This window comes from Streptococcus zalophi, assembly GCF_016481285.1.
Lineage (GTDB): Bacteria > Bacillota > Bacilli > Lactobacillales > Streptococcaceae > Streptococcus > Streptococcus zalophi.
In genome coordinates, this window is sequence record NZ_JAENBP010000005.1 from 1 (window position 1) to 24,177 (window position 24,177).

26 protein-coding genes and 2 pseudogenes are annotated in these 24,177 nt (G+C 35.5%); 25 read left to right on the forward strand and 3 right to left on the reverse strand.

Annotation, left to right across the window (positions count from 1 at the left end):
- Positions 1-1,115, forward strand: a 1,115-nt coding sequence (locus tag JHK64_RS04665) for a hypothetical protein (protein WP_199567845.1), incomplete at its 5' end; no start/stop codon positions are given.
- Between the two features lie 82 nt (positions 1,116-1,197).
- On the opposite strand, the gene JHK64_RS04670 is transcribed toward JHK64_RS04665, so the two are convergent.
- Entirely contained in the window at positions 1,198-1,398 is a 201-nt protein-coding gene (locus tag JHK64_RS04670; RefSeq protein WP_018370365.1) for a cold-shock protein, read from the reverse strand.
- A gap of 305 nt (positions 1,399-1,703) precedes the next feature.
- On the opposite strand from JHK64_RS04670, the gene ccdA2 reads away from it, so the two are divergent.
- From ccdA2 to JHK64_RS04695, 6 genes and pseudogenes are all read left to right on the forward strand, one after another.
- Complete coding sequence (ccdA2, locus tag JHK64_RS04675) at positions 1,704-2,420, forward strand: thiol-disulfide oxidoreductase-associated membrane protein CcdA2 (protein ID WP_199567846.1); 717 nt, start codon at positions 1,704-1,706, stop codon at positions 2,418-2,420.
- 13 nt (positions 2,421-2,433) lie between these two features.
- The gene (locus JHK64_RS04680) at positions 2,434-3,060 is read left to right on the forward strand and encodes a TlpA disulfide reductase family protein (RefSeq protein WP_199567847.1); all 627 of its coding nucleotides are present in this window, start codon (positions 2,434-2,436) and stop codon (positions 3,058-3,060) included.
- A gap of 24 nt (positions 3,061-3,084) precedes the next feature.
- Positions 3,085-3,216 (forward strand): hypothetical protein, encoded by a 132-nt coding sequence (locus JHK64_RS07585; RefSeq protein ID WP_425507305.1) that lies wholly within the window; start codon positions 3,085-3,087, stop codon positions 3,214-3,216.
- 65 nt (positions 3,217-3,281) lie between these two features.
- A pseudogene (gene msrB, locus JHK64_RS04685) lies at positions 3,282-4,211 on the forward strand (peptide-methionine (R)-S-oxide reductase MsrB); the annotation flags it as partial.
- Positions 4,212-4,228: 17 nt separating this feature from the next.
- Positions 4,229-4,960: a response regulator transcription factor gene (locus tag JHK64_RS04690; protein WP_199567848.1), complete on the forward strand. Its 732-nt coding sequence runs from the start codon at positions 4,229-4,231 to the stop codon at positions 4,958-4,960.
- Positions 4,960-6,684 (forward strand): annotated as a pseudogene (locus JHK64_RS04695) (cache domain-containing sensor histidine kinase). Before JHK64_RS04690 ends, JHK64_RS04695 begins: the two are co-directional and overlap by 1 nt.
- A 42-nt stretch (positions 6,685-6,726) precedes the next feature.
- Here JHK64_RS04695 and JHK64_RS04700 read toward each other — a convergent pair.
- Positions 6,727-7,341: a TVP38/TMEM64 family protein gene (locus JHK64_RS04700; protein WP_199567849.1), complete on the reverse strand. Its 615-nt coding sequence runs from the start codon at positions 7,339-7,341 to the stop codon at positions 6,727-6,729.
- 274 nt (positions 7,342-7,615) lie between these two features.
- Between JHK64_RS04700 and JHK64_RS04705 the strand changes: the two genes are divergently transcribed.
- From JHK64_RS04705 to JHK64_RS04780, 16 genes are all read left to right on the forward strand, one after another.
- Positions 7,616-7,840: a CsbD family protein gene (locus JHK64_RS04705; protein WP_199567850.1), complete on the forward strand. Its 225-nt coding sequence runs from the start codon at positions 7,616-7,618 to the stop codon at positions 7,838-7,840.
- Positions 7,841-7,954: 114 nt separating this feature from the next.
- Positions 7,955-8,812, forward strand: coding sequence for a MerR family transcriptional regulator (locus tag JHK64_RS04710; protein ID WP_199567851.1), 858 nt, complete (start codon positions 7,955-7,957; stop codon positions 8,810-8,812).
- Positions 8,813-9,060: 248 nt separating this feature from the next.
- Complete coding sequence (locus JHK64_RS04715) at positions 9,061-9,279, forward strand: hypothetical protein (protein WP_199567852.1); 219 nt, start codon at positions 9,061-9,063, stop codon at positions 9,277-9,279.
- Between the two features lie 281 nt (positions 9,280-9,560).
- On the forward strand, positions 9,561-9,827 hold the full coding sequence (locus JHK64_RS04720; RefSeq protein WP_199567853.1) for an ACT domain-containing protein: 267 nt from the start codon (positions 9,561-9,563) through the stop codon (positions 9,825-9,827).
- A gap of 17 nt (positions 9,828-9,844) precedes the next feature.
- The gene (locus JHK64_RS04725; protein WP_199567854.1) at positions 9,845-11,182 is read left to right on the forward strand and encodes a PFL family protein; all 1,338 of its coding nucleotides are present in this window, start codon (positions 9,845-9,847) and stop codon (positions 11,180-11,182) included.
- Positions 11,183-11,272: 90 nt separating this feature from the next.
- On the forward strand, positions 11,273-11,983 hold the full coding sequence (locus JHK64_RS04730; RefSeq protein WP_199567855.1) for a histidine phosphatase family protein: 711 nt from the start codon (positions 11,273-11,275) through the stop codon (positions 11,981-11,983).
- Positions 11,964-12,758 carry a M15 family metallopeptidase gene (locus JHK64_RS04735; RefSeq protein WP_199567856.1) on the forward strand — a complete coding sequence of 265 codons (795 nt, stop codon included), beginning with the start codon at positions 11,964-11,966 and terminating at the stop codon, positions 12,756-12,758. The genes JHK64_RS04730 and JHK64_RS04735 overlap by 20 nt, the downstream gene beginning before the upstream one ends.
- Positions 12,758-13,348: a glycoside hydrolase family 73 protein gene (locus JHK64_RS04740; RefSeq protein WP_199567857.1), complete on the forward strand. Its 591-nt coding sequence runs from the start codon at positions 12,758-12,760 to the stop codon at positions 13,346-13,348. Before JHK64_RS04735 ends, JHK64_RS04740 begins: the two co-directional genes overlap by 1 nt.
- Before the next feature lie 185 nt (positions 13,349-13,533).
- Positions 13,534-14,568, forward strand: a complete 1,035-nt coding sequence (gene hrcA, locus JHK64_RS04745; RefSeq protein WP_199567858.1) for a heat-inducible transcriptional repressor HrcA — start codon at positions 13,534-13,536, stop codon at positions 14,566-14,568.
- Between the two features lie 12 nt (positions 14,569-14,580).
- The gene (grpE, locus tag JHK64_RS04750) at positions 14,581-15,117 is read left to right on the forward strand and encodes a nucleotide exchange factor GrpE (RefSeq protein WP_199567859.1); all 537 of its coding nucleotides are present in this window, start codon (positions 14,581-14,583) and stop codon (positions 15,115-15,117) included.
- A gap of 84 nt (positions 15,118-15,201) precedes the next feature.
- Positions 15,202-17,031 (forward strand): molecular chaperone DnaK, encoded by a 1,830-nt coding sequence (gene dnaK / locus JHK64_RS04755; RefSeq protein WP_199567860.1) that lies wholly within the window; start codon positions 15,202-15,204, stop codon positions 17,029-17,031.
- A gap of 65 nt (positions 17,032-17,096) precedes the next feature.
- Positions 17,097-18,236 (forward strand): molecular chaperone DnaJ, encoded by a 1,140-nt coding sequence (gene dnaJ / locus JHK64_RS04760; RefSeq protein WP_199567861.1) that lies wholly within the window; start codon positions 17,097-17,099, stop codon positions 18,234-18,236.
- A gap of 129 nt (positions 18,237-18,365) precedes the next feature.
- Positions 18,366-19,115: a tRNA pseudouridine(38-40) synthase TruA gene (gene truA, locus JHK64_RS04765; RefSeq protein WP_199567862.1), complete on the forward strand. Its 750-nt coding sequence runs from the start codon at positions 18,366-18,368 to the stop codon at positions 19,113-19,115.
- Positions 19,105-19,872, forward strand: coding sequence for a bifunctional hydroxymethylpyrimidine kinase/phosphomethylpyrimidine kinase (locus tag JHK64_RS04770; RefSeq protein ID WP_199567863.1), 768 nt, complete (start codon positions 19,105-19,107; stop codon positions 19,870-19,872). The genes truA and JHK64_RS04770 overlap by 11 nt, the downstream gene beginning before the upstream one ends.
- A complete protein-coding gene (locus JHK64_RS04775) occupies positions 19,859-20,323 on the forward strand; it encodes an ECF transporter S component (RefSeq protein ID WP_199567864.1) in 465 nt (154 codons plus the stop codon). The genes JHK64_RS04770 and JHK64_RS04775 overlap by 14 nt, the downstream gene beginning before the upstream one ends.
- A 47-nt stretch (positions 20,324-20,370) precedes the next feature.
- Positions 20,371-20,934 carry a TIGR01440 family protein gene (locus JHK64_RS04780; protein ID WP_199567865.1) on the forward strand — a complete coding sequence of 188 codons (564 nt, stop codon included), beginning with the start codon at positions 20,371-20,373 and terminating at the stop codon, positions 20,932-20,934.
- A 104-nt stretch (positions 20,935-21,038) separates the two neighbouring features.
- On the opposite strand, the gene JHK64_RS04785 is transcribed toward JHK64_RS04780, so the two are convergent.
- A complete protein-coding gene (locus JHK64_RS04785; protein ID WP_199567866.1) occupies positions 21,039-21,878 on the reverse strand; it encodes a mechanosensitive ion channel family protein in 840 nt (279 codons plus the stop codon).
- Positions 21,879-22,090: 212 nt separating this feature from the next.
- Between JHK64_RS04785 and tig the strand changes: the two genes are divergently transcribed.
- Both tig and rpoE read left to right on the forward strand, forming a co-directional pair.
- Complete coding sequence (gene tig, locus JHK64_RS04790; RefSeq protein WP_199567867.1) at positions 22,091-23,374, forward strand: trigger factor; 1,284 nt, start codon at positions 22,091-22,093, stop codon at positions 23,372-23,374.
- Between the two features lie 205 nt (positions 23,375-23,579).
- Positions 23,580-24,170, forward strand: coding sequence for a DNA-directed RNA polymerase subunit delta (rpoE, locus tag JHK64_RS04795; RefSeq protein ID WP_199567868.1), 591 nt, complete (start codon positions 23,580-23,582; stop codon positions 24,168-24,170).
- Positions 24,171-24,177: the final 7 nt, after the last annotated feature.

Sequence of the window (24,177 nt, forward strand, 5' to 3'; positions counted from 1 at the left end):
AAGAAGCTCAAGCAGATATTGTGATTACTGGTCAAGCTAGTGGCGTATTTATGGCAGGTGATTACATTTCTCTTACTATCAATGATGTTTATTACCAAGGTCAAGTGGATGATAAAGGCAACTTTAGTATCGCCGTTAAAGGTTCTGATTTAGTAGCAGATAGCGATAAAATCATTGATGCTTCTATACTCGCAACTAATGCAGTTGGTAATCAAGGAACAATTGTAGCAACCAAAACCTATACTCTAGCGCCAGTACCAGAAGCACCAACACTGACCCATGAAGATCCGGGAGTTGATGGTGTTTACAGTCAAGACGAAGTAGGCTCAGATGGCACTGTGACCGTAACTGTTAAAGTACCTACAGGTACAGCAGTTGGTGATATGTTAACCATTGACGGTAAAGATTATGAGGTAACACAATCTCTTCTAGATAATGGTCAAATGTTAGAAGTTAAACCGGGAGCCACTGTAACAGCCTATATCACTAATACCTTTGGCGAAGTAGGTCCAATGGCTACTATCATAGTACCAGGTCAGTTTAAGATTCCAAGCACTGCTCCAAGTTATGACTTACCGGTTTCAGATTTTGTACCAGAAACTAGGGTACCAGATACTGCTCCAAGTTATGACTTACCAGTCTCGGACTTTAAAGCAGAAACCAAGGTACCAGATACTGCCCCAAGTTATGATTTACCAATTTCAGACTTTGTACCAGAAACTAGAATACCAGACAAAGCTCCAAGTTATGACTTACCAGTTTCAGACTTTAAAGCAGACACCAAGGTACCAGATACTGCTCCAAGCTATGACTTACCAGTTTCAGATTTTGTACCAGAAACTAGAGTACCAGACAAAGCTCCAAGCCATGACCTACCAGTCTCGGACTTTGTACCAGAAACTAGGGTACCAGCTACTGCCCCAGGTTATGACTTGCCAGAAGCTACTATTAACAATAATGAAGTATTAAAAAATAACCAAAAAGAAACTTCTAAATCCACTTCAAAGACTCTCCCTAAAACAGGAGATAATCGACAATTTATTACAATTATTGGTAGTTTCTTGGTTGGCTGGTCAATCTTATTTAATCAATTCTTAAAAAGAAAAAATCATTAAAAGCTGAAAAGCTCTAGCAATTTGCTAGGGCTTTTATTGTTAAATCAAGTAACAAAAAAGTCTCCCAAAGGGAGACGATTTTTTAGCTTAATGTAATATTTGCTGCTTGAAGTCCGCGTGCGCCTTCTTCAATATCAAATGTTACTTTTTGGCCTTCATCCATGGTTTTAAAACCATCTGTTTGAATGGCTGAGAAATGTGCGAAAACATCGCCACTTTCTTCAGTGCTGATAAAACCGAAGCCTTTTTCAGCGTTAAACCATTTTACTGTACCTTGTGTCATTGAACATACTTCCTCTCCTATTATTTGTAAACTCTTGAGAAAAAATATGTTACCACAAATATAACTCTTGAAACTCTACTCTCTTATACTAACACGAATGAGGAGCAATGTATACCAAAAAGCTTCAAATATTGAAAATAAACATAAAAACCTCTTAAAAAGCTATAATATTAAGGTTTTTGACAATTCAATTTCTTTTTATTTTTTTTCATTATCGTATCAAATTCAAGTTTTTCCATCAGAATCTTCCTATTTTATTCTTTACAAGAAGACTATACTAAAGGTAACGAAAGAAAGGAGACAGTATGGAAACGATTATATTTTTAATTTCGGTTTTCCTAGCCGGAGTATTATCATTTTTCTCACCCTGTATTTTTCCACTACTTCCGGTTTATGTCGGTATTTTATTGGATTCAGATGACGAGAGAACCATCACTATTTTAGGGAGGAAGGTCTATTGGCATGGCCTCATTAAAACCCTCTCGTTTATTGCTGGACTATCAACTATTTTTCTAATCCTAGGATATGGTGCGGGCTTTTTAGGAGCTGTTTTATATGCCGATTGGTTCCGTTACGTGCTAGGCACTATCGTTATCATTCTTGGTATTCACCAAATGGACATCATTACTATTAAGAAACTACAAATGCAAAAAAGTATTGCGTTTAACCCCGCCAAAAAAAGAAACGATATTTATGGTGCCTTCTTACTAGGGATTACCTTTAGTTTTGGTTGGACACCTTGTGTTGGACCAGTTCTTAGCTCGGTATTAGCGATTGCTGCTTCTGGTGGAAGTGGTGCGGTTCAAGGTGGCTTTTTGATGCTTGCTTATACTTTGGGGATGGCTTTACCGTTCTTGTTGATGGCACTGGCCTCAACATCTATGCTTAAACATTTTAACCGTCTAAAACCTTATCTAAGCACAATGAAAAAAATTGGCGGTGCCTTAATTATTTTAATGGGAATTCTATTAATGACTGGGCAACTAGGTGCTCTTGCAGCATTCTTTGAATCATCTTTATAAAAGGAGAAAAACAATGAAAAAAATCACATTATTAACAACAGGTCTTGTTTGTTTAGGCCTTCTTGGTGCATGTTCAAACACGACTCAAGAAAATATGCCTAAAGAGGCTAAAACAACTAGCAATATGACTAAAAAAGACGAGATGGCCAAGGACTCAGACACTGAAATGAAAGACTCAGAAATGAAGGATTCAGATGATATGGCAACAATGAATGATGGTGAGATGGCTTATGATTTCACTCTAACAGGTGTTGATGGAAAAACCTATCATCTTTCAGATTATAAGGGTAAAAAAGTCTATCTTAAATTCTGGGCCTCATGGTGTTCTATTTGTTTAGCGACTTTAGAAGATACTGTTGAACTCTCTGAGATGGCTGATGACGATTATGTTGTGTTATCAGTTGTAGCCCCAACTCATAATGGTGAAAAAACGCAAAGTGAATTTAAAAAATGGTACCAAGGATTAGGTTATGATCAACTGCCAGTTTTACTGGATAATGATGGCGAGCTACTAAAAGCTTACGGTGTTCGTTCCTATCCAACATCAGCTTTTATTGGAAGTGATGGTGTTTTAGTCAAAACACATATCGGATTTATGGAAAAAAGTGATATTGAAAAAACCTTAAAAGAAATAAAGTAATGGTATAATGATAAGGAGGACAATATGGATAACAAATTTAAAATCATCCTAATGGCTGTGAGTGGTCTCATACTACTAGGTTTAGTGATTTGGTTTTTTGGAAAAAATCAGATGACCTCCAATCCTCAATTGAGAACATTAAAAAGACTGTTGTGAATCATTCTAATAATGATGACACAAAAGAAAAGAAAGGTAAAAAAATGACAGCAACAAATCAAAAAGACATTTATTTAGCAGGTGGTTGTTTCTGGGGTGTCGAAGAGTACTTTTCACGTGTTGACGGGGTGCTCGATGCCACTTCTGGCTATGCCAATGGTAAAAGCGACACCACTCAATATGAATTGGTTTCCCAAACAGGACACGCCGAAACAGTTCACGTGACCTATGATGCCGATACCATTTCTTTAAAAGAAATTCTCCTTCATTATTTTAGAATTATTGACCCAACCAGCCTTAACAAACAAGGTAATGACCGTGGGACACAATACCGTACTGGTGTTTACTATACCGATCCATCAGATGTTCAGGTGATCGATCAAGTCTTTGAACAACAAGGACAAAAATATGACAAGCCGATTGTGGTTGAAAAAAAGCCATTAAAACATTATGTGTTAGCTGAAGAGTATCACCAAGATTATCTAAAGAAAAATCCAGGTGGTTACTGCCATATCAATGTTAATCAAGCCTCTTATCCTGTCATTGATGATAGCCAATATCAAAAACCTAGTGATGCTGAATTAAAAGAAAAACTCACTCCAGAAGAATATGATGTCACTCAAAAAAATGCGACAGAAAGAGCTTTTTCAAATCGTTACTGGGATAATTTTGAGCCAGGCATTTATGTTGATATTGCTACTGGAGAACCTCTCTTTTCATCTAAAGATAAATTTGAGTCAGGTTGTGGTTGGCCAAGCTTTAGCCGTCCAATTAGTCCTGATGTGGTTGACTATGAAAAAGATACCAGCTTTAACATGGAAAGAATTGAAGCACGTAGTCGTGTGGGAGACTCTCATTTAGGACATGTCTTTACTGATGGTCCAAAAGAAGCAGGTGGTCTCAGATATTGTATCAACAGCTTATCAGTCAAATTCATTCCAAAAGCTGAAATGGAAAGCCAAGGTTATGGTTATCTCCTTGAGTATGTTGATTAATGGATAAGGAGTCAGATGTGTATTCATTATTAATTGTTGAAGATGAACCTCTAGTAAGACGTGGTATTCGTTCTTTAGTTGATTTTGAAAAACTATCTATTACTTGTGTTGATGAGGCAGAAAATGGCCAAGAAGCCTGGCAACTCTTTGAAGAGAAACACTATGATATTATCCTGACAGATATTAATATGCCTGTCATGAACGGGATTCAATTAGCTCAACTCATCAAAGAAAACTCACCCCAGACTCACATTGTCTTTTTAACAGGTTATGATGATTTTGATTATGCCTTATCTGCCTTAAAACTTGGAGCTGATGATTATCTCTTAAAACCCTTCTCAAAAGAAGATGTGCTTCAGATTCTTCATCAAATCATTCCAAAAATAGAACAGGCTAAAAAAAAGACGCAACTGGAAAGCCTTATGGAACAATCACCACAATCAGAAATCGAGCAATTGATTCAAGACCAACTATCTGATGTGAATTTGTCTCTTAAATCCCTTGCCAAACAGCTGTCTTTTAGTCCAAATTATCTAAGTGTCTTAATCAAAAAAGACTTGGGGATGAGTTTTCAAGACTATTTGATTCAAGAGCGCCTAAAAAAAGCCAAACGGCTTTTATTAACAACGCATTTAAAAATTTATGAAATTGCTGAACAAGTGGGTTTTGAGGACATGAACTACTTTTCACAACGGTTCAAGCAGATTGTTGGTGTCACGCCAAGTCAATTTAAAAAAGGAGAACAGTAATGAAACGCTACCCACTATTAGTGCAATTAGTGATTTATGTTTTTATTATTGTTTTTGTCTTGCTTGTCACTGTTGGTGGTCTTTACTACCAAACCAGTTCATCAGCCATTCGTCAAACAACTGAACAAAATACCAGAGATACCCTTAATCAAGGGTAACAATTTATTAGTACCTATCTTCAAAAACTACAACAGACGACTAATAGTTTGGCAACCAATCAAGAGTTAAAAGATTATGCCTTAGAAGCTGATAGTCGCAAGAAAGAAGACCTCAATCAACTCTTTCAAACCATTTTAGAGACGGACAAGGATTTTGTATCAATCATCTTTGTCGGTAAAAATGGCGACACCATTTCCACAAATGAAGATTTGGTGATGGCAACTTCTGATGACATGATGAAAGAATCTTGGTACCAAGAAGCCATCCATCAAAATGGAATGCCAGTCCTTATGCCGTTTAGAAAAATGTCCGATGTTTCAAACGAGGAATGGGTGATTTCAATCACTCAGGAAGTGGTGGATGACAAGGGTGAAAATCTAGGTGTTCTTCGTCTTGATACTGGTTATGAAACTTTAGAAACTTATCTAGATCAATTAAAACTAGGATTTAGTGGTTTTACTTTTATTGTTAATGACCAAAAAGACTTTATCTACCATCCTCAAAAAAGTGTCTATTCGTCTAAAGAAGAGATGGATGAGATGACACCCTTTATCACACAAAAAGATGGGTATACCAAAGATAATCACTATTTTGTCTACCAACTGCCAGTGTCTGATAGTCAGTGGACACTCATTGGTGTGGCATCGCTTGATTCCTTACAAATGATTCAACAGCAAATTCTCTTGTCATTTGTTGGGATTGGCTTACTAACGGTCATCATTAGTGGTTTTGTCATGTGGTTTATCTTAAAATTATGGTTGCAGCCTATCCGTGATCTACAAGCCATCATTTTAGAAATTGGTCAAGGCAATGCCCATCTAAGAGCTACTGAAAAAGGTTCTCCTGAGTTAGTGCAGTTATCTCATCAATTTAACAATATGCTGGATAGAATTGATAGTTTGATGACGGCTATTAAGGAAAAAGAACAAGACATTAGACGCTTTGAATTAGAGGCATTGGCTAGTCAAATCAATCCTCATTTTCTCTATAATACGCTTGATACCATTGTTTGGATGGCAGAATTTAATGACAGTGAGAAGGTTGTTGAAACTACCAAATCATTAGCCAAGTATTTCAGACTTGCCTTAAATAAAGGCAATGAAAAAATTGCCTTAAAAGATGAGTTAGAACATGTTAAACAATACCTTTTCATTCAAAAACAACGTTACGGTGATAAACTGTCCTATGAGATTTCTTCAATAGAGGCTTATAGTGATTATCAGTTGCCAAAACTGATTCTACAGCCCATCGTTGAAAATGCGATTTACCATGGCATTAAAGAAGTCAATCGTCCTGGGCTGATCAAGATTTCGGTGACTGAAACAGACAAGCATCTGGTTGTTAGCGTCTATGACAATGGTAAGGGGATGACTACAACTGCTCCATCTTATGAGAGTAGTCAAACCAAACTAAGTCGTGGTGGTGTTGGCTTAAAAAATGTTGATCAACGCTTAAAATTACAATTTGGCGAAGACTATCACATGGCTATAGATTCAAAAGAGAATCAATATACTAAAGTTAGCCTTTATTTTCCGAAAACACACTTAATCACTGCAACAAAATAAACCTTCTGGATTTCAGAAGGTTTTTTCAATAGTGGCCAATCGTTAGAAAACAACTTTATCAAGGAGTTGAATGCCTTCAAAGGCAATATAGGTATAAAGATATAAGGTGGCAGGTTTAGAAAGAAGTGTGATAAGGGTAAATTTCTTCAATGACATTTTACTAAGGCCTGCAACCATACATAAAAAATCATCTGGGAAGCCCGGTAAAATAAAAGCTGTCGACAAAAAGTAATCAAAATAGTGTCCTTTGTCCAAATAAGCAATATACTTATCGTAGGTTTCCTCAGACACAAAAGCTTTTACAAAACAATCTCCAAATCGTCTAGCTAGTAGGAAAGCTAAGATAGAACCAATAAAAATACCGATAAAATTATAAAGAAAACCATACAGTGGTCCAAAAAGAGCGTGACCAATTACACAAGTTAGGCCACCAGGAATAACGGGATAAACGACTTGAATCACTTGAATGAGGATAAATCCTACTGGTCCCCAAAACCCTATGTTTCTAAGAAAGTGAGTAAAACTACCATTTATCGCAAAAAGGTGAGGATTGACTTTAATATAAATGGCAAGCGCAACGGATAAACAGAGTCCTAATAGAGTAATTATCTGAATGACTTGTTTGTTAGAAATAATTGGAAAGTGTTTAGCATTCATAACATTTTTCTTTCTATTTTTTTATATTTCTATTGTACTACTAAAATAGAACAATCATATCGGTCTTAAGACTGATTTTTAATCCAACAGATTATTCTTAAAGTAAAAGAAATCTTATATTAAAAGGATTTCTAGCTTGTTTTCTAAATATTTTAGGGTGACAAAAGAATGCATAATATTTGAAGAATATGTGTCAGCATGCTACAATATACTTAAATAATTATTATTTTTTAGGAGATATGATTATTTAAATAAACAAAAAGAGGTGTTGCAAATGTCTAAAGAAAAATTAGAAGGTACTCTTGAAAAAGCTTCAGGTTCTGTTAAGGAATTTGCTGGAGATGTTACTGGTGATAAAAAAATGAAAGCTGAAGGCACTGTTGAAAAAGTAGCTGGAAAAGCTAAAGAAGTAGCTGCAGATGTTGCTGATAAAGCAAAGGATTTAGCTTCAGATGCTAAAGATGCTGTAGAAGGCGTTATTGATGGTTTGAAAAAATAATTTTAATTTAAAGAAAGAGAGGAGCTCCCTCTCTTTTTTATATGATAATAGATATAAAACTTGACCTGTCCCTTTGGGGCAATGTTATCCTTTAAATAAAGGAGGTGGTGAATCATGTTGAGAAACGAGATTCAAAATAAAACCGGTTTAACGAGAAAAGCTATTGAATATTACGAAGAAATGGGACTAATCAAACCTCAAAAATTTGAAAATGGTTATAGAAATTATAGTGAGAAAGATTTAGCTGTTCTTACCAAGATATCATTATTTAGAAAGATAGGAATGAGTGTTACTGAAATAAAAGAATTATTATCTACAAACAGTAGTTTTCTACCATCAATTCTAAGAAAAAAACAACACCAATTAGATCTTGAGGAAAAAAGAAAGACAGTCTTGGAATTGATGATAAAAGGAACAAATCAAAAGCTTATCAATGAAAAACTGAAGGTAATTGAAAACGAAGAATCCATTTACCAAAGATTAGAAAAAGCATTTCCTGGATATTTTGGACAATTACTTTTTTCGGCATATCAGCCCTTTTTAAATGAGCCCATAGAAAAATCTGGAGAGGAGGCTTTTTCCAATTACATAGACTACTTAGACAAGTTACCGTCATTTAAATTAACCAAAGATGAAAAAATTTATATTGAGAAGGTTAGTTCAGTATTTGATATGGAGAGTTTGCAAGAAGTTAATAACACTAAGATTAAAGCAATCAATAATGCTAAAGAGTGGTTAAATGAAAATGAAGATACCATCTTACAGTATGAAACATTTAAAAATAGTATAGCGTATCAAAATAGTCCAATGAAGCATATCCAAGATAAATTACAAACATTTCTATTGGCTAATAACTACTATGAGATTGCGATACCGTTGATTAGAAAATTTAGTAAAAGTTATGATGACTATTACAAAAAGTTACTTGATGCTAATGAAATATATTTAAAGCATAAGAAGACTTTTCAATAATCTAAACACTAAAAAAATAGTCAGATTATAAGAGAAGTTGAAAGAGCCTTTCATCGTTTCAAAGAGGGGGGTTATTAATAGCAACTACTTATAATAAAAACGCTAGAAATGTATATAAGATAGCTTATCATGTATTATGTATCAGATTTATATACTTATAATTTAGATATACTAAAAAAATTATAAAAATTATGTTTTTTAAGTTTTTTTTAGTGTATAATATTTTCAAAAGTATAAGGAGTATTGTTATGAAAAATGATAAGGATTATAAGGATTATATAGCGAAAATTATTGGTGTAATATTAATTGCTTCAGCTTTTATTAGTGGTTATGTCATTTTAAATGATAGATCTATTTTTTCACCTGATGGGGATATAATAGAATATTATTTGTTATCTAGAAACTTACTTATTATCTTTATTTTAAATTGGATTTTTTTACTTGGTTTAAAATTAATAAAAAAATAAACTTGTGGAGAGAATCCGTGGTGTGTAACATACTATAGAGTGATTAAACGATGAGATTTAAATCAATTATTTGTGATAAAAAAAGATTTTCTTACTTTTTAAATATCATCTTTATAAAATGAGAAAACTACTAATAATTATTTCAGGCTACTTCAATATGAGTGCTAATCTCTAAAAAGCTATTTTTTTAGGTAAAGCTATGATAAAATGAATACATTATAAGGATAGTAAATTTAGCTACCCATTCATAAGATGTTGCAATGATTTACAAGGAGAAAAAGATGAAAGCAATTGTTACAGTTATTGGTAAGGATAGGACAGGTATTGTGGCTAAAGTAGCTACTAAAATAGCTGATTTAAATTTAAATATTGATGACATTTCTCAGACCGTTTTAGATGATTTTTTTACAATGATGATGGTGGTATCCAGTTCAAAACAAATGGATTTTGCATTGTTACGCCAAGAATTGAGTGACTATGGGAAAGAAATTAATGTTTCTATTAAAATTCAAAGTACGACAATTTTTGAATCAATGCATCATTTATAAGAGTTAAGGGGATAAGTATGGATTTAAGGCAAGTTTTAGAAACAATTGAAATGATTGATGAACAAAACTTTGATATCAGAACCATCACAATGGGAATCTCATTATTAGATTGTATTGATTCTGATATCAACAAGGCTGCTGAAAAGATTTACCAAAAAATTGTTAACAAAGCTGGTAGATTAGTGGCAACTGGAGAAGAGATTTCAAATGAATTGGGCATTCCAATTGTTAATAAACGTGTCAGTGTGACGCCAATAGCCATCATTGGTGCTGCTACTGATAGTGAAGATTATCTTCCTTTAGCTCATGCGCTAGATAGAGCAGCAGAAACAATTGGCATTGATTTTATTGGTGGTTTTTCTGCTTTAGTTCAAAAGGGTTATCAAAAAGGTGATGAAATACTCATCAACTCAATTCCTAGAGCTTTAGCAGCTACAAATAAAGTCTGCGCATCCGTTAATATTGGTAGTAGCAAATCAGGTATTAATATGACAGCTGTGAGTGATATGGGACGAATTATTAAGGAAACAGCTCAATTATCTGATCTAGGAGCAGCTAAATTGGTTGTCTTTGCTAACGCTGTAGAAGATAATCCTTTTATGGCAGGAGCTTTTCATGGTGTTGGTGAGGCAGATGTTGTGATTAATGTTGGTGTCTCAGGACCTGGAGTCGTTAAACGTGCTTTAGAAAAAGTTAGAGGTGAAAGCTTTGATGTTGTCGCTGAAACTGTTAAAAAGACAGCTTTTAAAATTACAAGGATTGGGCAATTAGTTGGTCAAATGGCTAGTGAGCGTTTAGGGGTAAAGTTTGGTATTGTAGATCTTAGCTTAGCCCCAACACCTAAAATAGGTGATTCAGTGGCAAGAGTTCTTGAGGAAATGGGGCTCGAAGCTGTAGGGACACATGGTACAACAGCAGCCCTTGCTCTTTTAAATGACCAGGTGAAAAAAGGTGGCGTCATGGCTTGTAACCAAGTCGGGGGTCTGTCAGGTGCCTTTATTCCCGTCTCAGAAGATGAAGGGATGATAGAGGCTGTTAAAAGTGGTTCTTTAAATCTTGAAAAATTAGAAGCCATGACAGCGATTTGTTCGGTTGGTCTTGATATGGTTGCCATTCCTGAAGACACTCCTTATGAAACAATTGCTGCCATGATTGCTGATGAAGCAGCCATTGGGGTTATTAATCATAAAACAACAGCTGTGCGTATTATTCCAAAGGGTAAAGAAGGCGACATGATTACCTTTGGTGGTTTACTTGGGTCAGCACCTGTTATGAAAGTTAATCATCATTCTAGTGCTACATTTATTCAAAGAGGAGGGCAAATTCCTGCTCCTATTCATAGTTTTAAAAATTAAGACATAAAAGATTGAGACTCATAGGCTCCAATCTTTTATGTCTTTTTTATTTTTGATATAATAGAAGAAAATAAGGTTTGAGGTAAAGTAATGGAAAAAGTACGTTTGTATATTGCTCGTCATGGTAAAACCATGTTTAATACCTTAGGAAGAGCGCAAGGATGGAGTGATACACCACTTACAGAAACTGGGATAGAAGGAATAAGAGAACTTGGAGTTGGTTTAAAAGCTGCAGCTATCCCTTTTAAAGAAGCTTTTTCAAGTGATAGTGGTAGAACTTTAGAAACGATGTCGATTATTTTAGAAGAACTAGATAAAGAGGATTTGCCTTATTCTCGTGATAAAAGAATTCGCGAATGGTGCTTTGGTAGTTTAGATGGTGCCTATGATGGTGAGCTGTTTTATGGAGTCTTACCTCGAACAGATGCCTTTAAAGATGGTCGTTCTTTGAAAGATGTTTCCTATGAAGAATTGGCACAAAGTATTGTTGAGGTTGATACGGCTAATTGGGCAGAACCTTGGGAAGTATTAAGCGAGCGTATTATCGATGGTTTTACAGCTATTGCTAAAAAACTAGAAAGTCAAGGCGGTGGCAATGCCATCGTTGTTTGTCATGGTTTAACCATTGGTACTTTGATGTGGTTAATCGATCATCAACAAGAAAAAACAGAAATTGATAATGGAAGTGTGACAGTAGTCAGCTATGAAAATGGTCAATTTACGATAGAAAAAGTTGCTGATATGAGTTACCGTCATAAAGGAAGGGAGTTGAGAGCAAAAAATGGAAAAAAGACGTCATAGAAGAGCGCAAAAAAAATCGTCTCTAGGCTTAATCATCGCCATTGTTGTTGTCATAATAGTCTTTATTGGCCTTTATTTTGCTTTCTTTTGGCATCAAACACAACCAGCAGACAATACAACGCCAAAAGATAAAGTAACACAAGAAGAAACGACTAAAACAGAAACATCAGAAACAACCAATCAAGACAAAGCAACAAATCTTCCTAATGTTTCAGCAGACGATTGGGAATTGGTACTTGTTAACCGTGATAATATCACTCCAGAATTAAATCCACAATTAGAAGAAGTCGCAGGTATTTTAGTGGATGCACGCATTGCTGAAAATGTTCGAGGCTTTCTAGCAGCAGCTCAAGCTATTGACCCGAGTGAACATTTGATATCAGGTTATCGTAGTGTCGCTTATCAAGAACAGGTGTTTAATGGCTATGTCGAACAAGAAATGGCAGAACGCGGTATTAGTAGAGAAGAAGCTGAAAATTTTGCTAAAGAATATTCACAACCTGCTGGAGCAAGTGAGCATCAAACTGGCTTAGCTATTGATATGAGCACAGTCGATTTACTCAACCAAAGTGATCCAGGAGTTGTCGCACAAGTGGTTGCTTTGGCGCCAGATTATGGTTTTGTTCTTCGGTTTAATGAAGAGAAAAAACCTTTTACTGGTATCGGTTATGAAGATTGGCACTTTAGATATGTGGGAGTTGTGTCTGCCAAATATATGGTGGAAAACAATCTTAGTTTGGAAGAATATGTAGAAAGGTTAAGAGGAAATAACTAATGAGAAGAAGACTCTCACGATTTATTGTTCTTATTTTGGTTATCTTATTTTTTCTAGGTAGTGTGTATGTCGTTTTTTCAAAGCCTAAAATGATATTTGCAGATAAAGAGACCATGCCTACTATTAGTCGTGACCAGTTTATTCAACAAATAGCACCAACAATTGAAGAAGTGGCACAGGCCTATGGCATTAGAGCATCAGTTGTTATCGCTCAAGCTATTCTATCTTCAAAGAATGGTACCAGCTATTTAGCAAGAAATTACCACAATTTATTTGGTCTTTTGGCAAAAAAAGAGGAACCAACCATTAAACTATTTGTCAAAGAATATGATGGCATTGAATGGAAAGACACCCAAAAACCTTTCAAAGTTTATCCATCATGGGAAGAATCTGTCTATGATTATATGTTAATCATCCAAGAAGATGATTTTTGGGGAGAGGATGTGTATTCTGCCTTAGTTAATGCTAAAGATTATCAAAGCACAGCAAGACTACTACAAGATATAGGTTTTAGTAGCGATCCGCAATACGCTGAAAAAATTATTGACTTGATTGACGAAGAAGATTTAACACGATATGATTCAGAATAAATGTGAAGATATTGCTAGTAATTAAAAATTTAGCACTCTAAATAATAGAGTGCTAAATTTTTATGTTTTTTCCTTGACAAGTTTTTAGAATAGCGTATAATGAGAGTATAGATTAGCAGTCTATAGGTTAGAGTGCTAAAACTAGCAAATAGAAACTAGTGATTTGTGATTAGTAAGGAGGGTTTATGATTACACCACGTCAAAATGATATTTTAAATCTCATTGTCGAGTTGTTCACACAAACCCATGAGCCAGTTGGTTCAAAGACCTTGCAAGAAACGATTTCTTCTAGCAGTGCAACCATCAGAAATGACATGGCGAGACTAGAGCAACTCGGTTTACTAGAAAAAGCTCACACCTCTAGTGGGCGAATGCCAAGCAAGTCAGGTTTTCAGTATTTTGTGGAACATTCCTTACGTATTGATAGCCTAGATGAAAAAGATGTCTACCAAGTGGTAAAAGCCTTTGATTTTGAAGCCTTTAAACTGGAAGATATTCTTGAGAAAGCTTCTCAGATATTAGCTGATTTGACTGGCTATACTGGTATTGTCTTAGATGTTGTTCCAACAAGACAACACTTAACATCATTTGATATTGTTCAGTTGAGTAGTCATGATGCTCTTGCGATATTAACCTTAGATGACTCAAAGCCAGTAACAGTTCAATTTGCCATTCCGAAAAATTTCTTAGCCAGAGATTTAGAGACGGTTAAGATGTTGGTTGAAACAAGATTGGTTTCTAAAACAGTCTTAGATATTCATTATAATTTGAGAACAGAAATTCCTCAGGTTATTCAGAAATATTTTACCACAACCGACAATGTCCTTGATTTATTTGATTATATCTTTGAACAGCTATTTAAAGAATTGATTTTTATCTCAGGTAAGGTTGCATCACTCTCGTATGCTGATTTGACCACTTACCAATACTTGGATAATCCTCAATTAGTTTCCTTAGAGATTAGAAATAGTATGCAAGAAGAAGAAATGTCAAGTATTCGAGTGGCTGATAGTTCAGAAAAAGCGCTAGCCAATGTTAGTATTATTAGTCAAAAGTTTTTAATCCCTTATCGAGGTTTTGCAACCATGAGTTTAATTGGTCCAATCGATATGGATTATAAAAAAATGCTTAGTATTATAACAATTGTCACTAAAGTCCTAGCTGTTAAACTAGGAGATTATTACCGCTATCTTAATAGCAATCATTATGAAGTTAACTAAAGGAGGCAGGACGTGTCAAAAAAAGAAGAAAAGAAAAAACAGTCAGAAGAGGAAGTAAAAGAGATTGATGAAGCTGTAGAACAAGAAAAAACGGTAGAAGAACAACCTCAAAAAACAGAATTAGAATTAGCTCAAGAAAAAGCAGAGGACTTTGAAAATAAATACTTAAGAGCTATAGCAGAAACACAAAACATTCAACGTCGTAGTAATGAAGAACGCCAAACTTTGCAACGTTATCGTTCACAAGATTTGGCTAAAAAAATCTTACCGAGTCTTGATAATCTAGAACGCGCTCTTCAAGTTGAAGGACTAACAGATGATGTCAAAAAAGGGCTTGAGATGGTTCAAGAAAGTCTTTTACAAGCGCTTAAAGAAGAGGGAATTGAGGTCGTTGAAACAGAAAACTTTGATCACAATCTTCACATGGCTGTACAAACCTTACCAGCTGACGAAGACCACCCGGCAGACACTATTGCTGAAGTTTTCCAAAAAGGTTATAAACTTCACGATAGGCTATTAAGACCAGCAATGGTTATTGTCTATAATTAAGTAGTAACGACTATTAACAAATCACTTTGACCGCAACGTCATAAAACTAGTAAGAAAGAAAATAAAAATAAAGAGGTAACTTACATGTCTAAAATTATCGGTATTGACTTAGGAACAACCAACTCAGCAGTTGCTCTTCTTGAAGGGTCAGAAAGTAAAATTATTGCTAATCCAGAAGGAAATCGCACAACACCATCAGTAGTCTCATTCAAAAATGGAGAAATCATTGTTGGTGATGCAGCAAAACGTCAAGCAGTGACTAATCCAGATACAATTCTTTCCATTAAATCAAAAATGGGAACAAGTGAAAAAGTTTCTGCTAACGGCAAAGAATACACTCCACAAGAAATTTCAGCAATGATTCTTCAATACCTTAAAGGGTACGCAGAAGACTATCTTGGTGAAAAAGTGACTAAGGCTGTTATCACTGTACCTGCTTACTTTAATGATGCACAACGTCAAGCAACAAAAGATGCTGGTAAAATTGCAGGTCTTGAAGTAGAACGTATTGTCAATGAACCAACCGCAGCTGCTTTAGCTTATGGTCTTGATAAAACTGACCACGAAGAAAAAGTGCTTGTCTTTGACCTTGGTGGTGGAACATTTGACGTTTCTATCCTTGAACTTGGTGATGGTGTCTTTGATGTATTAGCAACATCAGGAGACAACAAACTTGGTGGGGATGACTTTGACCAAAAAATTATCGATCATCTTGTTGCAGAATTCAAAAAAGAAAATGGTATCGATCTTTCTAAAGACAAAATGGCTGTTCAACGTTTGAAAGATGCTGCTGAAAAAGCTAAGAAAGATTTGTCAGGTGTGACATCAACACAAATCAGTTTACCATTTATCACAGCCGGAGATGCTGGTCCTCTTCACTTAGAGATGACTTTAACACGTGCTAAATTTGATGAGTTGACATTTGATCTTGTTGAACGCACTAAAGGCCCTGTTCGTCAAGCCCTTTCAGATGCTGGCCTTTCAGCAAGCGACATCAATGAAGTAATCTTGGTTGGTGGTTCAACTCGTATCCCAGCAGTTGTTGAAGCTGTTCGTAAAGAAACTGGTAAAGAACCAAACAAATCTGTTAACCCTGATGAAGTGGTTGCTATGGGTGCAGCTATTCAAGGTGGTGTGATTACTGGTGATGTGAAAGATGTTGTCCTTCTTGATGTTACTCCACTATCACTTGGTATTGAAACAATGGGTGGTGTCTTTACTAAATTAATTGATCGCAACACCACTATCCCAACGTCTAAATCTCAAGTCTTCTCAACAGCAGCAGACAACCAACCAGCCGTTGATATTCATGTTCTTCAAGGTGAGCGCCCAATGGCTGCTGATAACAAAACACTTGGTCGTTTCCAATTGACAGATATACCAGCAGCACCACGTGGTATTCCACAAATTGAGGTAACATTTGATATCGACAAAAACGGTATTGTTTCTGTTAAAGCAAAAGACCTTGGTACTCAAAAAGAACAAACTATTGTTATCCAATCAAATAGTGGTTTAACAGATGAAGAAATTGAAAAAATGATGAAAGATGCTGAAGCTAACGCAGAAGCAGATGCTAAACGTAAAGAAGAAGTTGATCTCAAAAATGATGTAGATCAAACTATCTTTGCAACAGAAAAAACACTTAAAGAAACTGAAGGAAAAGGCTTTGATACAGAAAGAGATGCTGCACAATCAGCTCTTGATGAATTAAAAACTGCACAAGAATCAGGAAATCTTGAAGATATGAAAGCTAAGCTTGAAGCTTTAAATGAAAAAGCACAAGCTCTTGCTGTTAAAATGTATGAACAAGCAGCAGCGGCTCAACAAGCACAAGCTGGTGCAGAAAACCCTGGCGCTACAGAAAAAACTGACTCAGGTGATGATGTGGTTGATGGTGAATTTACAGAAAAATAATTTCTGATTATAATTTAGACGAGGCAGTCGCTTCGTCTAAATTTTTCAATAGTAAAGGATAGAAGATGAATAATACAGAATATTATGATCGATTAGGTGTTTCAAAGAATGCTTCACAAGATGAAATCAAGAAAGCCTATCGTAAATTATCAAAAAAATATCATCCAGATATTAATAAAGAACCAGGTGCCGAAGAAAAATACAAGGATGTTCAAGAAGCTTATGAAACCTTGGGCGATGAGCAAAAGAGAGCTAATTACGATCAATTTGGTTCTGCTGGTGCTAGTGGTGGTTTCGGTAATGGCTTTGGTGGCTCTGGCTTTGGCGGTTTTGACAGTTCCGGCTTTGGTGGCTTTGAGGATATTTTCTCAAGCTTCTTTGGTGGTGGCGCTAGCCGCAATCCTAATGCACCACGTCAGGGAGATGATTTACAATACCGTGTTGATTTAAGCTTTGAAGAGGCTGTCTTTGGTGCCGAAAAAGAGGTTCGCTATAATCGAGAAGCGGTCTGTCATACTTGTAGTGGATCAGGTGCTAAACCAGGAACTAGTCCAGTAACCTGTCATAAGTGTCATGGGTCAGGTGTTATCAATGTTGACACGCAAACACCTTTAGGTATGATGCGTCGTCAGGTGACTTGTGATGTCTGTCGTGGTACCGGTAAAGAAATCAAAGACCCTTGTCAAACATGTCATGGAACAGGACATGAAAAACAAGCTCATAAAGTGTCTGTCAAAGTCCCTGCCGGCGTTGAAACCGGCCAACAAATTCGTCTCCAAGGTCAAGGAGAAGCAGGCTTTAACGGAGGCCCTTATGGTGACCTTTACATTGTTGTTAATGTGAAACCATCTAAACAATTCGAACGAGAAGGATCAACGATTTACTACACATTAAATATTAATTTTGTGCAAGCAGCCTTAGGCGATACAGTTGAGATTCCAACGGTACATGGATCTGTTGATATGGCAATCCCAGCCGGTACTCAGACAGGTAAAATTTTCCGTCTAAAAGGCAAAGGGGCACCAAGATTAAGAGGTGGCGCTCAAGGAGATCAACATGTAACGATTAATGTCGTCACACCTACCAAATTAAATGATGCGCAAAAACAAGCCTTGAAAGACTTTGCTAAGGCTAGTGGTCAAGAAGTTCATCCTAAGAAAAAAGGTCTTTTTGATAAAGTAAAAGATGTTTTTGAAGGAGAATAAAATACTTAAAAGTCTAGTTTATCTAGGCTTTTTAAGTTCTTTCAATCCTAAATGAATAGTTTTCTAAAAAATTATCTTATTGGTGAAACATAGTTGCTTATTTATAGGCATCTTGTTATAATCTTAAGCATGACAAGATACAAAGCTATTATTGCCTATGATGGTACTCAGTTTTCTGGTTTTCAAAGACAATCTCATCAAAGAACCATTCAAGAAGAGATTGAAAAAACCTTATTAAAATTAAATAGTGGCCGAGAAGTTCTTATTCAGGGAGCCGGTCGAACAGATGCAGGCGTTCATGCTTATGGTCAAGTCATCCATTTTGACCTTTCTAATCTTCGTGACCTTGAAAAACTGCGTTTTGCGCTTGATACTCAGACACCTGATGATATCGATGTCAAAAAAATCGAAGTCGTTTCTGATGATTTTCACTGTCGCTATCAAAAACACACCAAAACTTACGAATTTTTAGTTGATGTTGGCAGACCAAAAAATCCAATGATGCGCCATTATGCCACTCATTTCCCCTATCCGATTGATGTTTCTTTAATAGAAGAAGCCATAAAAGATTTAGAGGGAACACATGATTTTACAGGATTTACAGCAGCAGGAACGTCTATTGAAAATAAAGTACGAACAATCACAACAGCTAAAGTCAGCTATGATGAGAGTCGTCACTTTCTCACTTTTGTTTTCACAGGAAACGGCTTTTTATACAAGCAAGTGAGAAATATGGTCGGTACACTTTTGAAGATTGGTAACAAACGAATGCCTGTCAATCAAATTCAAAAGATTATTGCTTCAAAAGATCGTCACCTAGCTGGACCTACGGCTGCACCAAATGGTCTTTACCTAAAGGAGATTAGTTATGAAGACTAATTATATATTAACCATTGCTGGAAGTGATGTGTTGAGTGGTGGTGGTTTACAAGCTGATTTAGCCACCTTTCATCACTTTCACCTCTTTGGTTTTTTAGCGCTCACAAGCATTGCGACTGTTTCTGAGTCAGGATTTGAAATAACAGCGATTGATGAGACTGTTTTTCAAAAACAACTGGATAGTTTGAAAGATATTTCATTTTCTGCCATCAAAATAGGTCTTTTACCCAATGAAGCAATTGCTAAAAAAACATTGGCATTTCTAAAAACAAAGAAAGATATACCTATTATTTTAGATCCAGTCCTTGTTTTTAAGGAAAATAATGATGATGAAGTGTCTAGTATGCGTGAACGTCTCTTATCATTTTTCCCTTATACAACGATCATTACACCTAACTTAAAAGAAGCTGAACTTCTGTCTGGTATTAAAATTGCTACTCTTTCAGACATGAAAAAAGCAGCCAAACAGTTAAATGAAGCTGGGGCCAAAATGGTAGTCATTAAAGGTGGTTCACGTTTCAATCAAAACGAAGCAATTGATCTTTTTTATGATGGGGAAAGCTATGTAGACCTTACAAAACCACTTTTGACCATGAATAATACAGGTGCTGGTTGCACGTTTGCTTCCACCTTATCAAGCTATTTAGCCAAGGGAGAAACCCCTCTTTTGGCAACCCGTTTTGCTAAAGATTTTGTCTATCAAGCAATTGCTAATGCTAATGAATATGGAGTTTTACAACAAGATGAAAAAAACTAATCTATCACAATTAACGACACTTGCTATCATTACCTCACTTAGTATTATTATGGGAATTTATATTCAAATTAAAACACCAACAGGCTTTTTAACCCTACTCGATGCTGGGATTTTCTTCACTGCTTTTTATTTTGGTAGTAAAGAAGGTGCCATTGTTGGTGGTTTATCTGGTTTTCTCATTGATCTTATTTTAGGCTATCCCAATTGGATGTTTATTAGTTTGATTGCTCATGGTGGACAAGGTTTCTTTGCCGGATGGACAGGTCAAAAAAGAGTTGTCGGATTAATTTTGGCGACACTAACCATGGTGCTTTGTTATTTTTTAGCTAGCATTGTGATGTATGGCTACGGAGCTGCTTTATCAGGTATTTATGGTAATTTATTGCAAAACATGGTCGGCATGGCCGTCGGTTTCAGTGTCAGTCAAGCTCTAAAACGACTTAAAAAATAAAAAATCATGCCACTGACGACTAACAAAAAAGAGTAAGAGGTTAAAAAATGGACTTACAAGAATTAAAAAAAGAGACTCAAAAAATAAGCCTTGATATCATTGAACGAAGTCAGATAAGAAGTGGTCAATTATTTGTTTTGGGTCTATCAAGTAGTGAAATTTTAGGACATCATATTGGAACAACTTCAAGTCTTGAAATTGGTGAAGTTGTTGTGAAAGAGCTTTTAGATACCTTATCAGAAAAAGGCATTTATTTAGCGGTACAGGGTTGTGAACATATTAATCGTGCACTTGTTGTGGAGCGCGAGTTTGCTGAAAAACACAATCTTGAAATTGTCAGTGTCTTACCAACTCTTCATGCTGGTGGGAGTGGACAGATGGCAGCTTTTAAATACATGAAGGATCCTGTTGAGGTGGAACACGTGGTTGCTTTTGCTGGTCTTGATATAGGAGATACTAGCATCGGTATGCATATTAAGCATGTTCAAGTACCACTTCGACCAGTGATGAAAGAATTAGGTAAGGCCCATGTGACAGCTCTATCTAGTCGTCCTAAATTAATTGGTGGTCAAAGAGCTCAGTATGCTAAAGATCCTATTCGAAAATTTTAAACAAGAAAAAGCTAGGATTAAAATCCTGGCTTTTTTAGTTAATAGGTTTGTTGAAAAATAAGTGAATATTGTTGATTGAATCGACTTACTGATGAACATTCAACTTATTGTTTGTGCAGTAAGGGCAATTCTCCTTCTTTATAAACACCTGCCTGTGTTAAGGCTTTTTGATAAAGGGTATAAAAAGTATATTCTATCGGTAATTGAAAACCGCTTTTAGCAAAAATATCAATTCTAAAAACGAGCTGACCATTAGGTAGAGTTGTGATTCCTAAGATTTCAGGCGCTTTAGTAATTTTAGGATAGTGAGGAGTTTCTTCTTGATTCACTTGTTCTATGACACGTCTCACCTCGGTAACATCTGTGTTAGGAAAGATGGGAATATCAATTCTTGCACGAATCGGATAGCGTGATAGATTACTAACAACAGTGATGTTGCGATTGGGAATAAAATGCATAGTACCATCAAAATCTTTGACTTGAGTAGTTCTAATCCCTACTCTTGTGACGATACCATCAATGTTTCCTAAAACAACATTTTCACCAACATCCAATTGGCGTTCACTAAGAATAAATATTCCGTTGACAACGTCAGTTAGAAAGCCTTGAGCTCCTAGACCTATAGCAACTCCGGCAATCCCTGCACCAGCTAATAGACCAGAGACAGGCACTCCTAGAATAATTAAGATGGAATAAATGAGAAAGAAATAGAGAAGATAATTCAATAAGTTTTGAAAGAGTTTTAACAAAGTTTTTCTTCTTTTGTCATCGACCTTAGAAGCCATTAAAACCTTATCAAGAATATGATGAACTAAGAATTGAAAAATCCATTTGCCAATATAAAAACAGATAATGAGAATGATTAAAGAAATACTTTTTGAAATGATACTTTCTATCACCTCACTAGTAAAAAATTGATTCCAATAAGTTGTAAATTGAGACATAATAACTCCTTTTTCTATCTCTACTAGTGTAACAAAATTTTTTTAAGAAATCATAATTAACATAGAAAAATTTATTTTGATAAGCAAAAGCTTTGAAAGTTGTTATCATTTTCAAATAGGAAAAATCTAATGAATTCATATAAAATAGTTTAAAAAAAGCAATAAATATGATAAACTAAACTGTAATCATATTATTTAAGGAGAATGACTTCATGTCTACATCGTTTGAAAACAAATCAACAAATCGAGGTGTTATTACATTTACGATTGGTCAAGACAAAATTAAACCTGCTCTTGATAAAACATTTAATCAATTAAAGAAAGATTTAGCTGTTCCAGGATTTCGTAAAGGACACATTCCACGTTCAGTCTTTAACCAACGTTTTGGTGAAGAAGCATTGTATGAAAAGTCTTTAAATAGCGTTCTACCAGAGGCTTATGAAGCTGCTGTTGCTGAACTAGGTTTAGATGTTGTGGCTCAGCCAAAAATCGACATCGTTTCAATGGAAAAAGGAAAAGACTGGGTTTTAACTGCTGAAGTAGTAACTAAACCTGAAGTGAAACTTGGAGATTATAAAGAACTTGAAGTATCAGTAGAAGAAACAAAAGACGTTGCTGATAGTGAAATTGATGACAAAATTGAACGTGAGCGTCAAAATCTTGCCGAATTAATCATCAAAGAAGAAGCTGCAGAAAACGGTGATACCGTTGTTATTGACTTTGTTGGTTCAGTTGATGGCGAAGAATTTGATGGTGGGAAAGGCGAAAACTTCTCACTTGAACTTGGTAGCGGTCAATTTATCCCAGGCTTTGAAGACCAATTAGTTGGTGCTAAAGCTGGTGATAGTGTAACGGTTGAAGTGACCTTCCCTGAAGACTATCAAGCAGCAGACTTGGCTGGAAAAGATGCTAAGTTTGAGACAACTATTCACGAAGTGAAAACTAAAGAAGTGCCAGAAATTGATGATGAGTTGGCAAAAGATATTGATGAAGAAGTGGAAACACTTGACGAATTAAAAGCAAAATATCGTAAAGAATTAGAAGAAGCTAAAGAAACAGCTTATCAAGATGCTGTAGAAGCAGCAGCTTTGGAACTTGCTGTTGAAAATGCTGAGATTGTTGAATTGCCAGAAGAAATGGTTCATGATGAAGTACATAGAGCAATGAACGAATTTATGGGCAATATGCAACGTCAAGGCATTTCACCAGAAATGTACTATCAATTAACAGGTACAACCGAAGATGATCTTCATAAACAATATGAAGAAGATGCTGAAAAACGTACAAAAACCAATCTTGTGATTGAAGCTATTGCAAAACAAGAAAACTTTGAAACAACTGAAGAAGAAATTGAAAATGAAATCACAACATTGGCATCAGACTACAATATGGATGTTAAACAAGTGCGTTCACTACTCTCAGAAGATATGTTAAAACATGATATTATGATGAAAAAAGCTGTAGAACTTATTACAAGCACAGTTAAAGTAAAATAATATCAATTCTTAAAAGTCAGGCTATCATATGATTAGCCGTGGCTTTTTCATTTGTGATAGTCAGATAATTTGTTTTAGCGCTAGTTTAACTATTTACCATGATAATGGAAAACTTTTTAATAATCTTGTTTTTGGCAAAAAGTTTTGACGAAACATTAAATTTAGCGTAAAATAAAGAATAATGACAAGGATAAGGAGAATAACTTTGGAATTAAAAGTATTTGCTGGACAAGAAAAAAGTGAATTATCAATGATTGAGGTGGCACGTGCCATTTTGGAAGAGCGTGGCCGAGACAATGAAATGCACTTTAGTGATCTTGTTAACACCATTCAAAGCTATTTGGATAAATCAGACGCTGACATCCGTGAGGGCTTACCCTATTTTTATGCGGATTTAAATACAGACGGTAGTTTTATTCCATTAGGAGAAAACAAATGGGGACTTCGTTCTTGGTATGCGGTTGATGAGATTGATGAAGAAATTATCACTCTAGAAGATGAAGAAGATGGTGCTCCAAAACGTAAGAAAAAGAGAGTCAACGCCTTTATGGATGGTGATGATGATGCTATCGACTATAGCGATGATGATCCAGAAGATGAGGATTTTGAGACTAATGATGATGATTTAGAATATGACGATGATGATCCAGATGATGAAAAATCAGAAGTTGAATCTTATGATTCAGAATTAAATGAAATCATCCCAGAAGAAGATCTTGAAGAAGATGTTGACATCAATGAAGAAGATGACGATGATGATGACTATTCTGATGCTGATAATTCTGATGATATTTAGTAATTAG

Excerpts from the sequence above, each read along its gene's own strand:
- JHK64_RS04670 (WP_018370365.1), bottom strand. The coding sequence starts at position 1,398 with ATGACACAAGGTACAGTAAAATGGTTTAACGCTGAAAAAGGCTTCGGT.
- ccdA2 (WP_199567846.1), top strand. The coding sequence starts at position 1,704 with ATGGAAACGATTATATTTTTAATTTCGGTTTTCCTAGCCGGAGTATTA.
- JHK64_RS04680 (WP_199567847.1), top strand. The coding sequence starts at position 2,434 with ATGAAAAAAATCACATTATTAACAACAGGTCTTGTTTGTTTAGGCCTT.
- JHK64_RS07585 (WP_425507305.1), top strand. The coding sequence starts at position 3,085 with ATGGATAACAAATTTAAAATCATCCTAATGGCTGTGAGTGGTCTCATA.
- JHK64_RS04700 (WP_199567849.1), bottom strand. The coding sequence starts at position 7,341 with ATGAATGCTAAACACTTTCCAATTATTTCTAACAAACAAGTCATTCAG.
- JHK64_RS04705 (WP_199567850.1), top strand. The coding sequence starts at position 7,616 with ATGTCTAAAGAAAAATTAGAAGGTACTCTTGAAAAAGCTTCAGGTTCT.
- JHK64_RS04710 (WP_199567851.1), top strand. The coding sequence starts at position 7,955 with ATGTTGAGAAACGAGATTCAAAATAAAACCGGTTTAACGAGAAAAGCT.
- JHK64_RS04715 (WP_199567852.1), top strand. The coding sequence starts at position 9,061 with ATGAAAAATGATAAGGATTATAAGGATTATATAGCGAAAATTATTGGT.
- JHK64_RS04720 (WP_199567853.1), top strand. The coding sequence starts at position 9,561 with ATGAAAGCAATTGTTACAGTTATTGGTAAGGATAGGACAGGTATTGTG.
- JHK64_RS04725 (WP_199567854.1), top strand. The coding sequence starts at position 9,845 with ATGGATTTAAGGCAAGTTTTAGAAACAATTGAAATGATTGATGAACAA.
- JHK64_RS04730 (WP_199567855.1), top strand. The coding sequence starts at position 11,273 with ATGGAAAAAGTACGTTTGTATATTGCTCGTCATGGTAAAACCATGTTT.
- JHK64_RS04735 (WP_199567856.1), top strand. The coding sequence starts at position 11,964 with ATGGAAAAAAGACGTCATAGAAGAGCGCAAAAAAAATCGTCTCTAGGC.
- JHK64_RS04740 (WP_199567857.1), top strand. The coding sequence starts at position 12,758 with ATGAGAAGAAGACTCTCACGATTTATTGTTCTTATTTTGGTTATCTTA.
- hrcA (WP_199567858.1), top strand. The coding sequence starts at position 13,534 with ATGATTACACCACGTCAAAATGATATTTTAAATCTCATTGTCGAGTTG.
- dnaK (WP_199567860.1), top strand. The coding sequence starts at position 15,202 with ATGTCTAAAATTATCGGTATTGACTTAGGAACAACCAACTCAGCAGTT.
- dnaJ (WP_199567861.1), top strand. The coding sequence starts at position 17,097 with ATGAATAATACAGAATATTATGATCGATTAGGTGTTTCAAAGAATGCT.
- truA (WP_199567862.1), top strand. The coding sequence starts at position 18,366 with ATGACAAGATACAAAGCTATTATTGCCTATGATGGTACTCAGTTTTCT.
- JHK64_RS04770 (WP_199567863.1), top strand. The coding sequence starts at position 19,105 with ATGAAGACTAATTATATATTAACCATTGCTGGAAGTGATGTGTTGAGT.
- JHK64_RS04775 (WP_199567864.1), top strand. The coding sequence starts at position 19,859 with ATGAAAAAAACTAATCTATCACAATTAACGACACTTGCTATCATTACC.
- JHK64_RS04780 (WP_199567865.1), top strand. The coding sequence starts at position 20,371 with ATGGACTTACAAGAATTAAAAAAAGAGACTCAAAAAATAAGCCTTGAT.
- JHK64_RS04785 (WP_199567866.1), bottom strand. The coding sequence starts at position 21,878 with ATGTCTCAATTTACAACTTATTGGAATCAATTTTTTACTAGTGAGGTG.
- tig (WP_199567867.1), top strand. The coding sequence starts at position 22,091 with ATGTCTACATCGTTTGAAAACAAATCAACAAATCGAGGTGTTATTACA.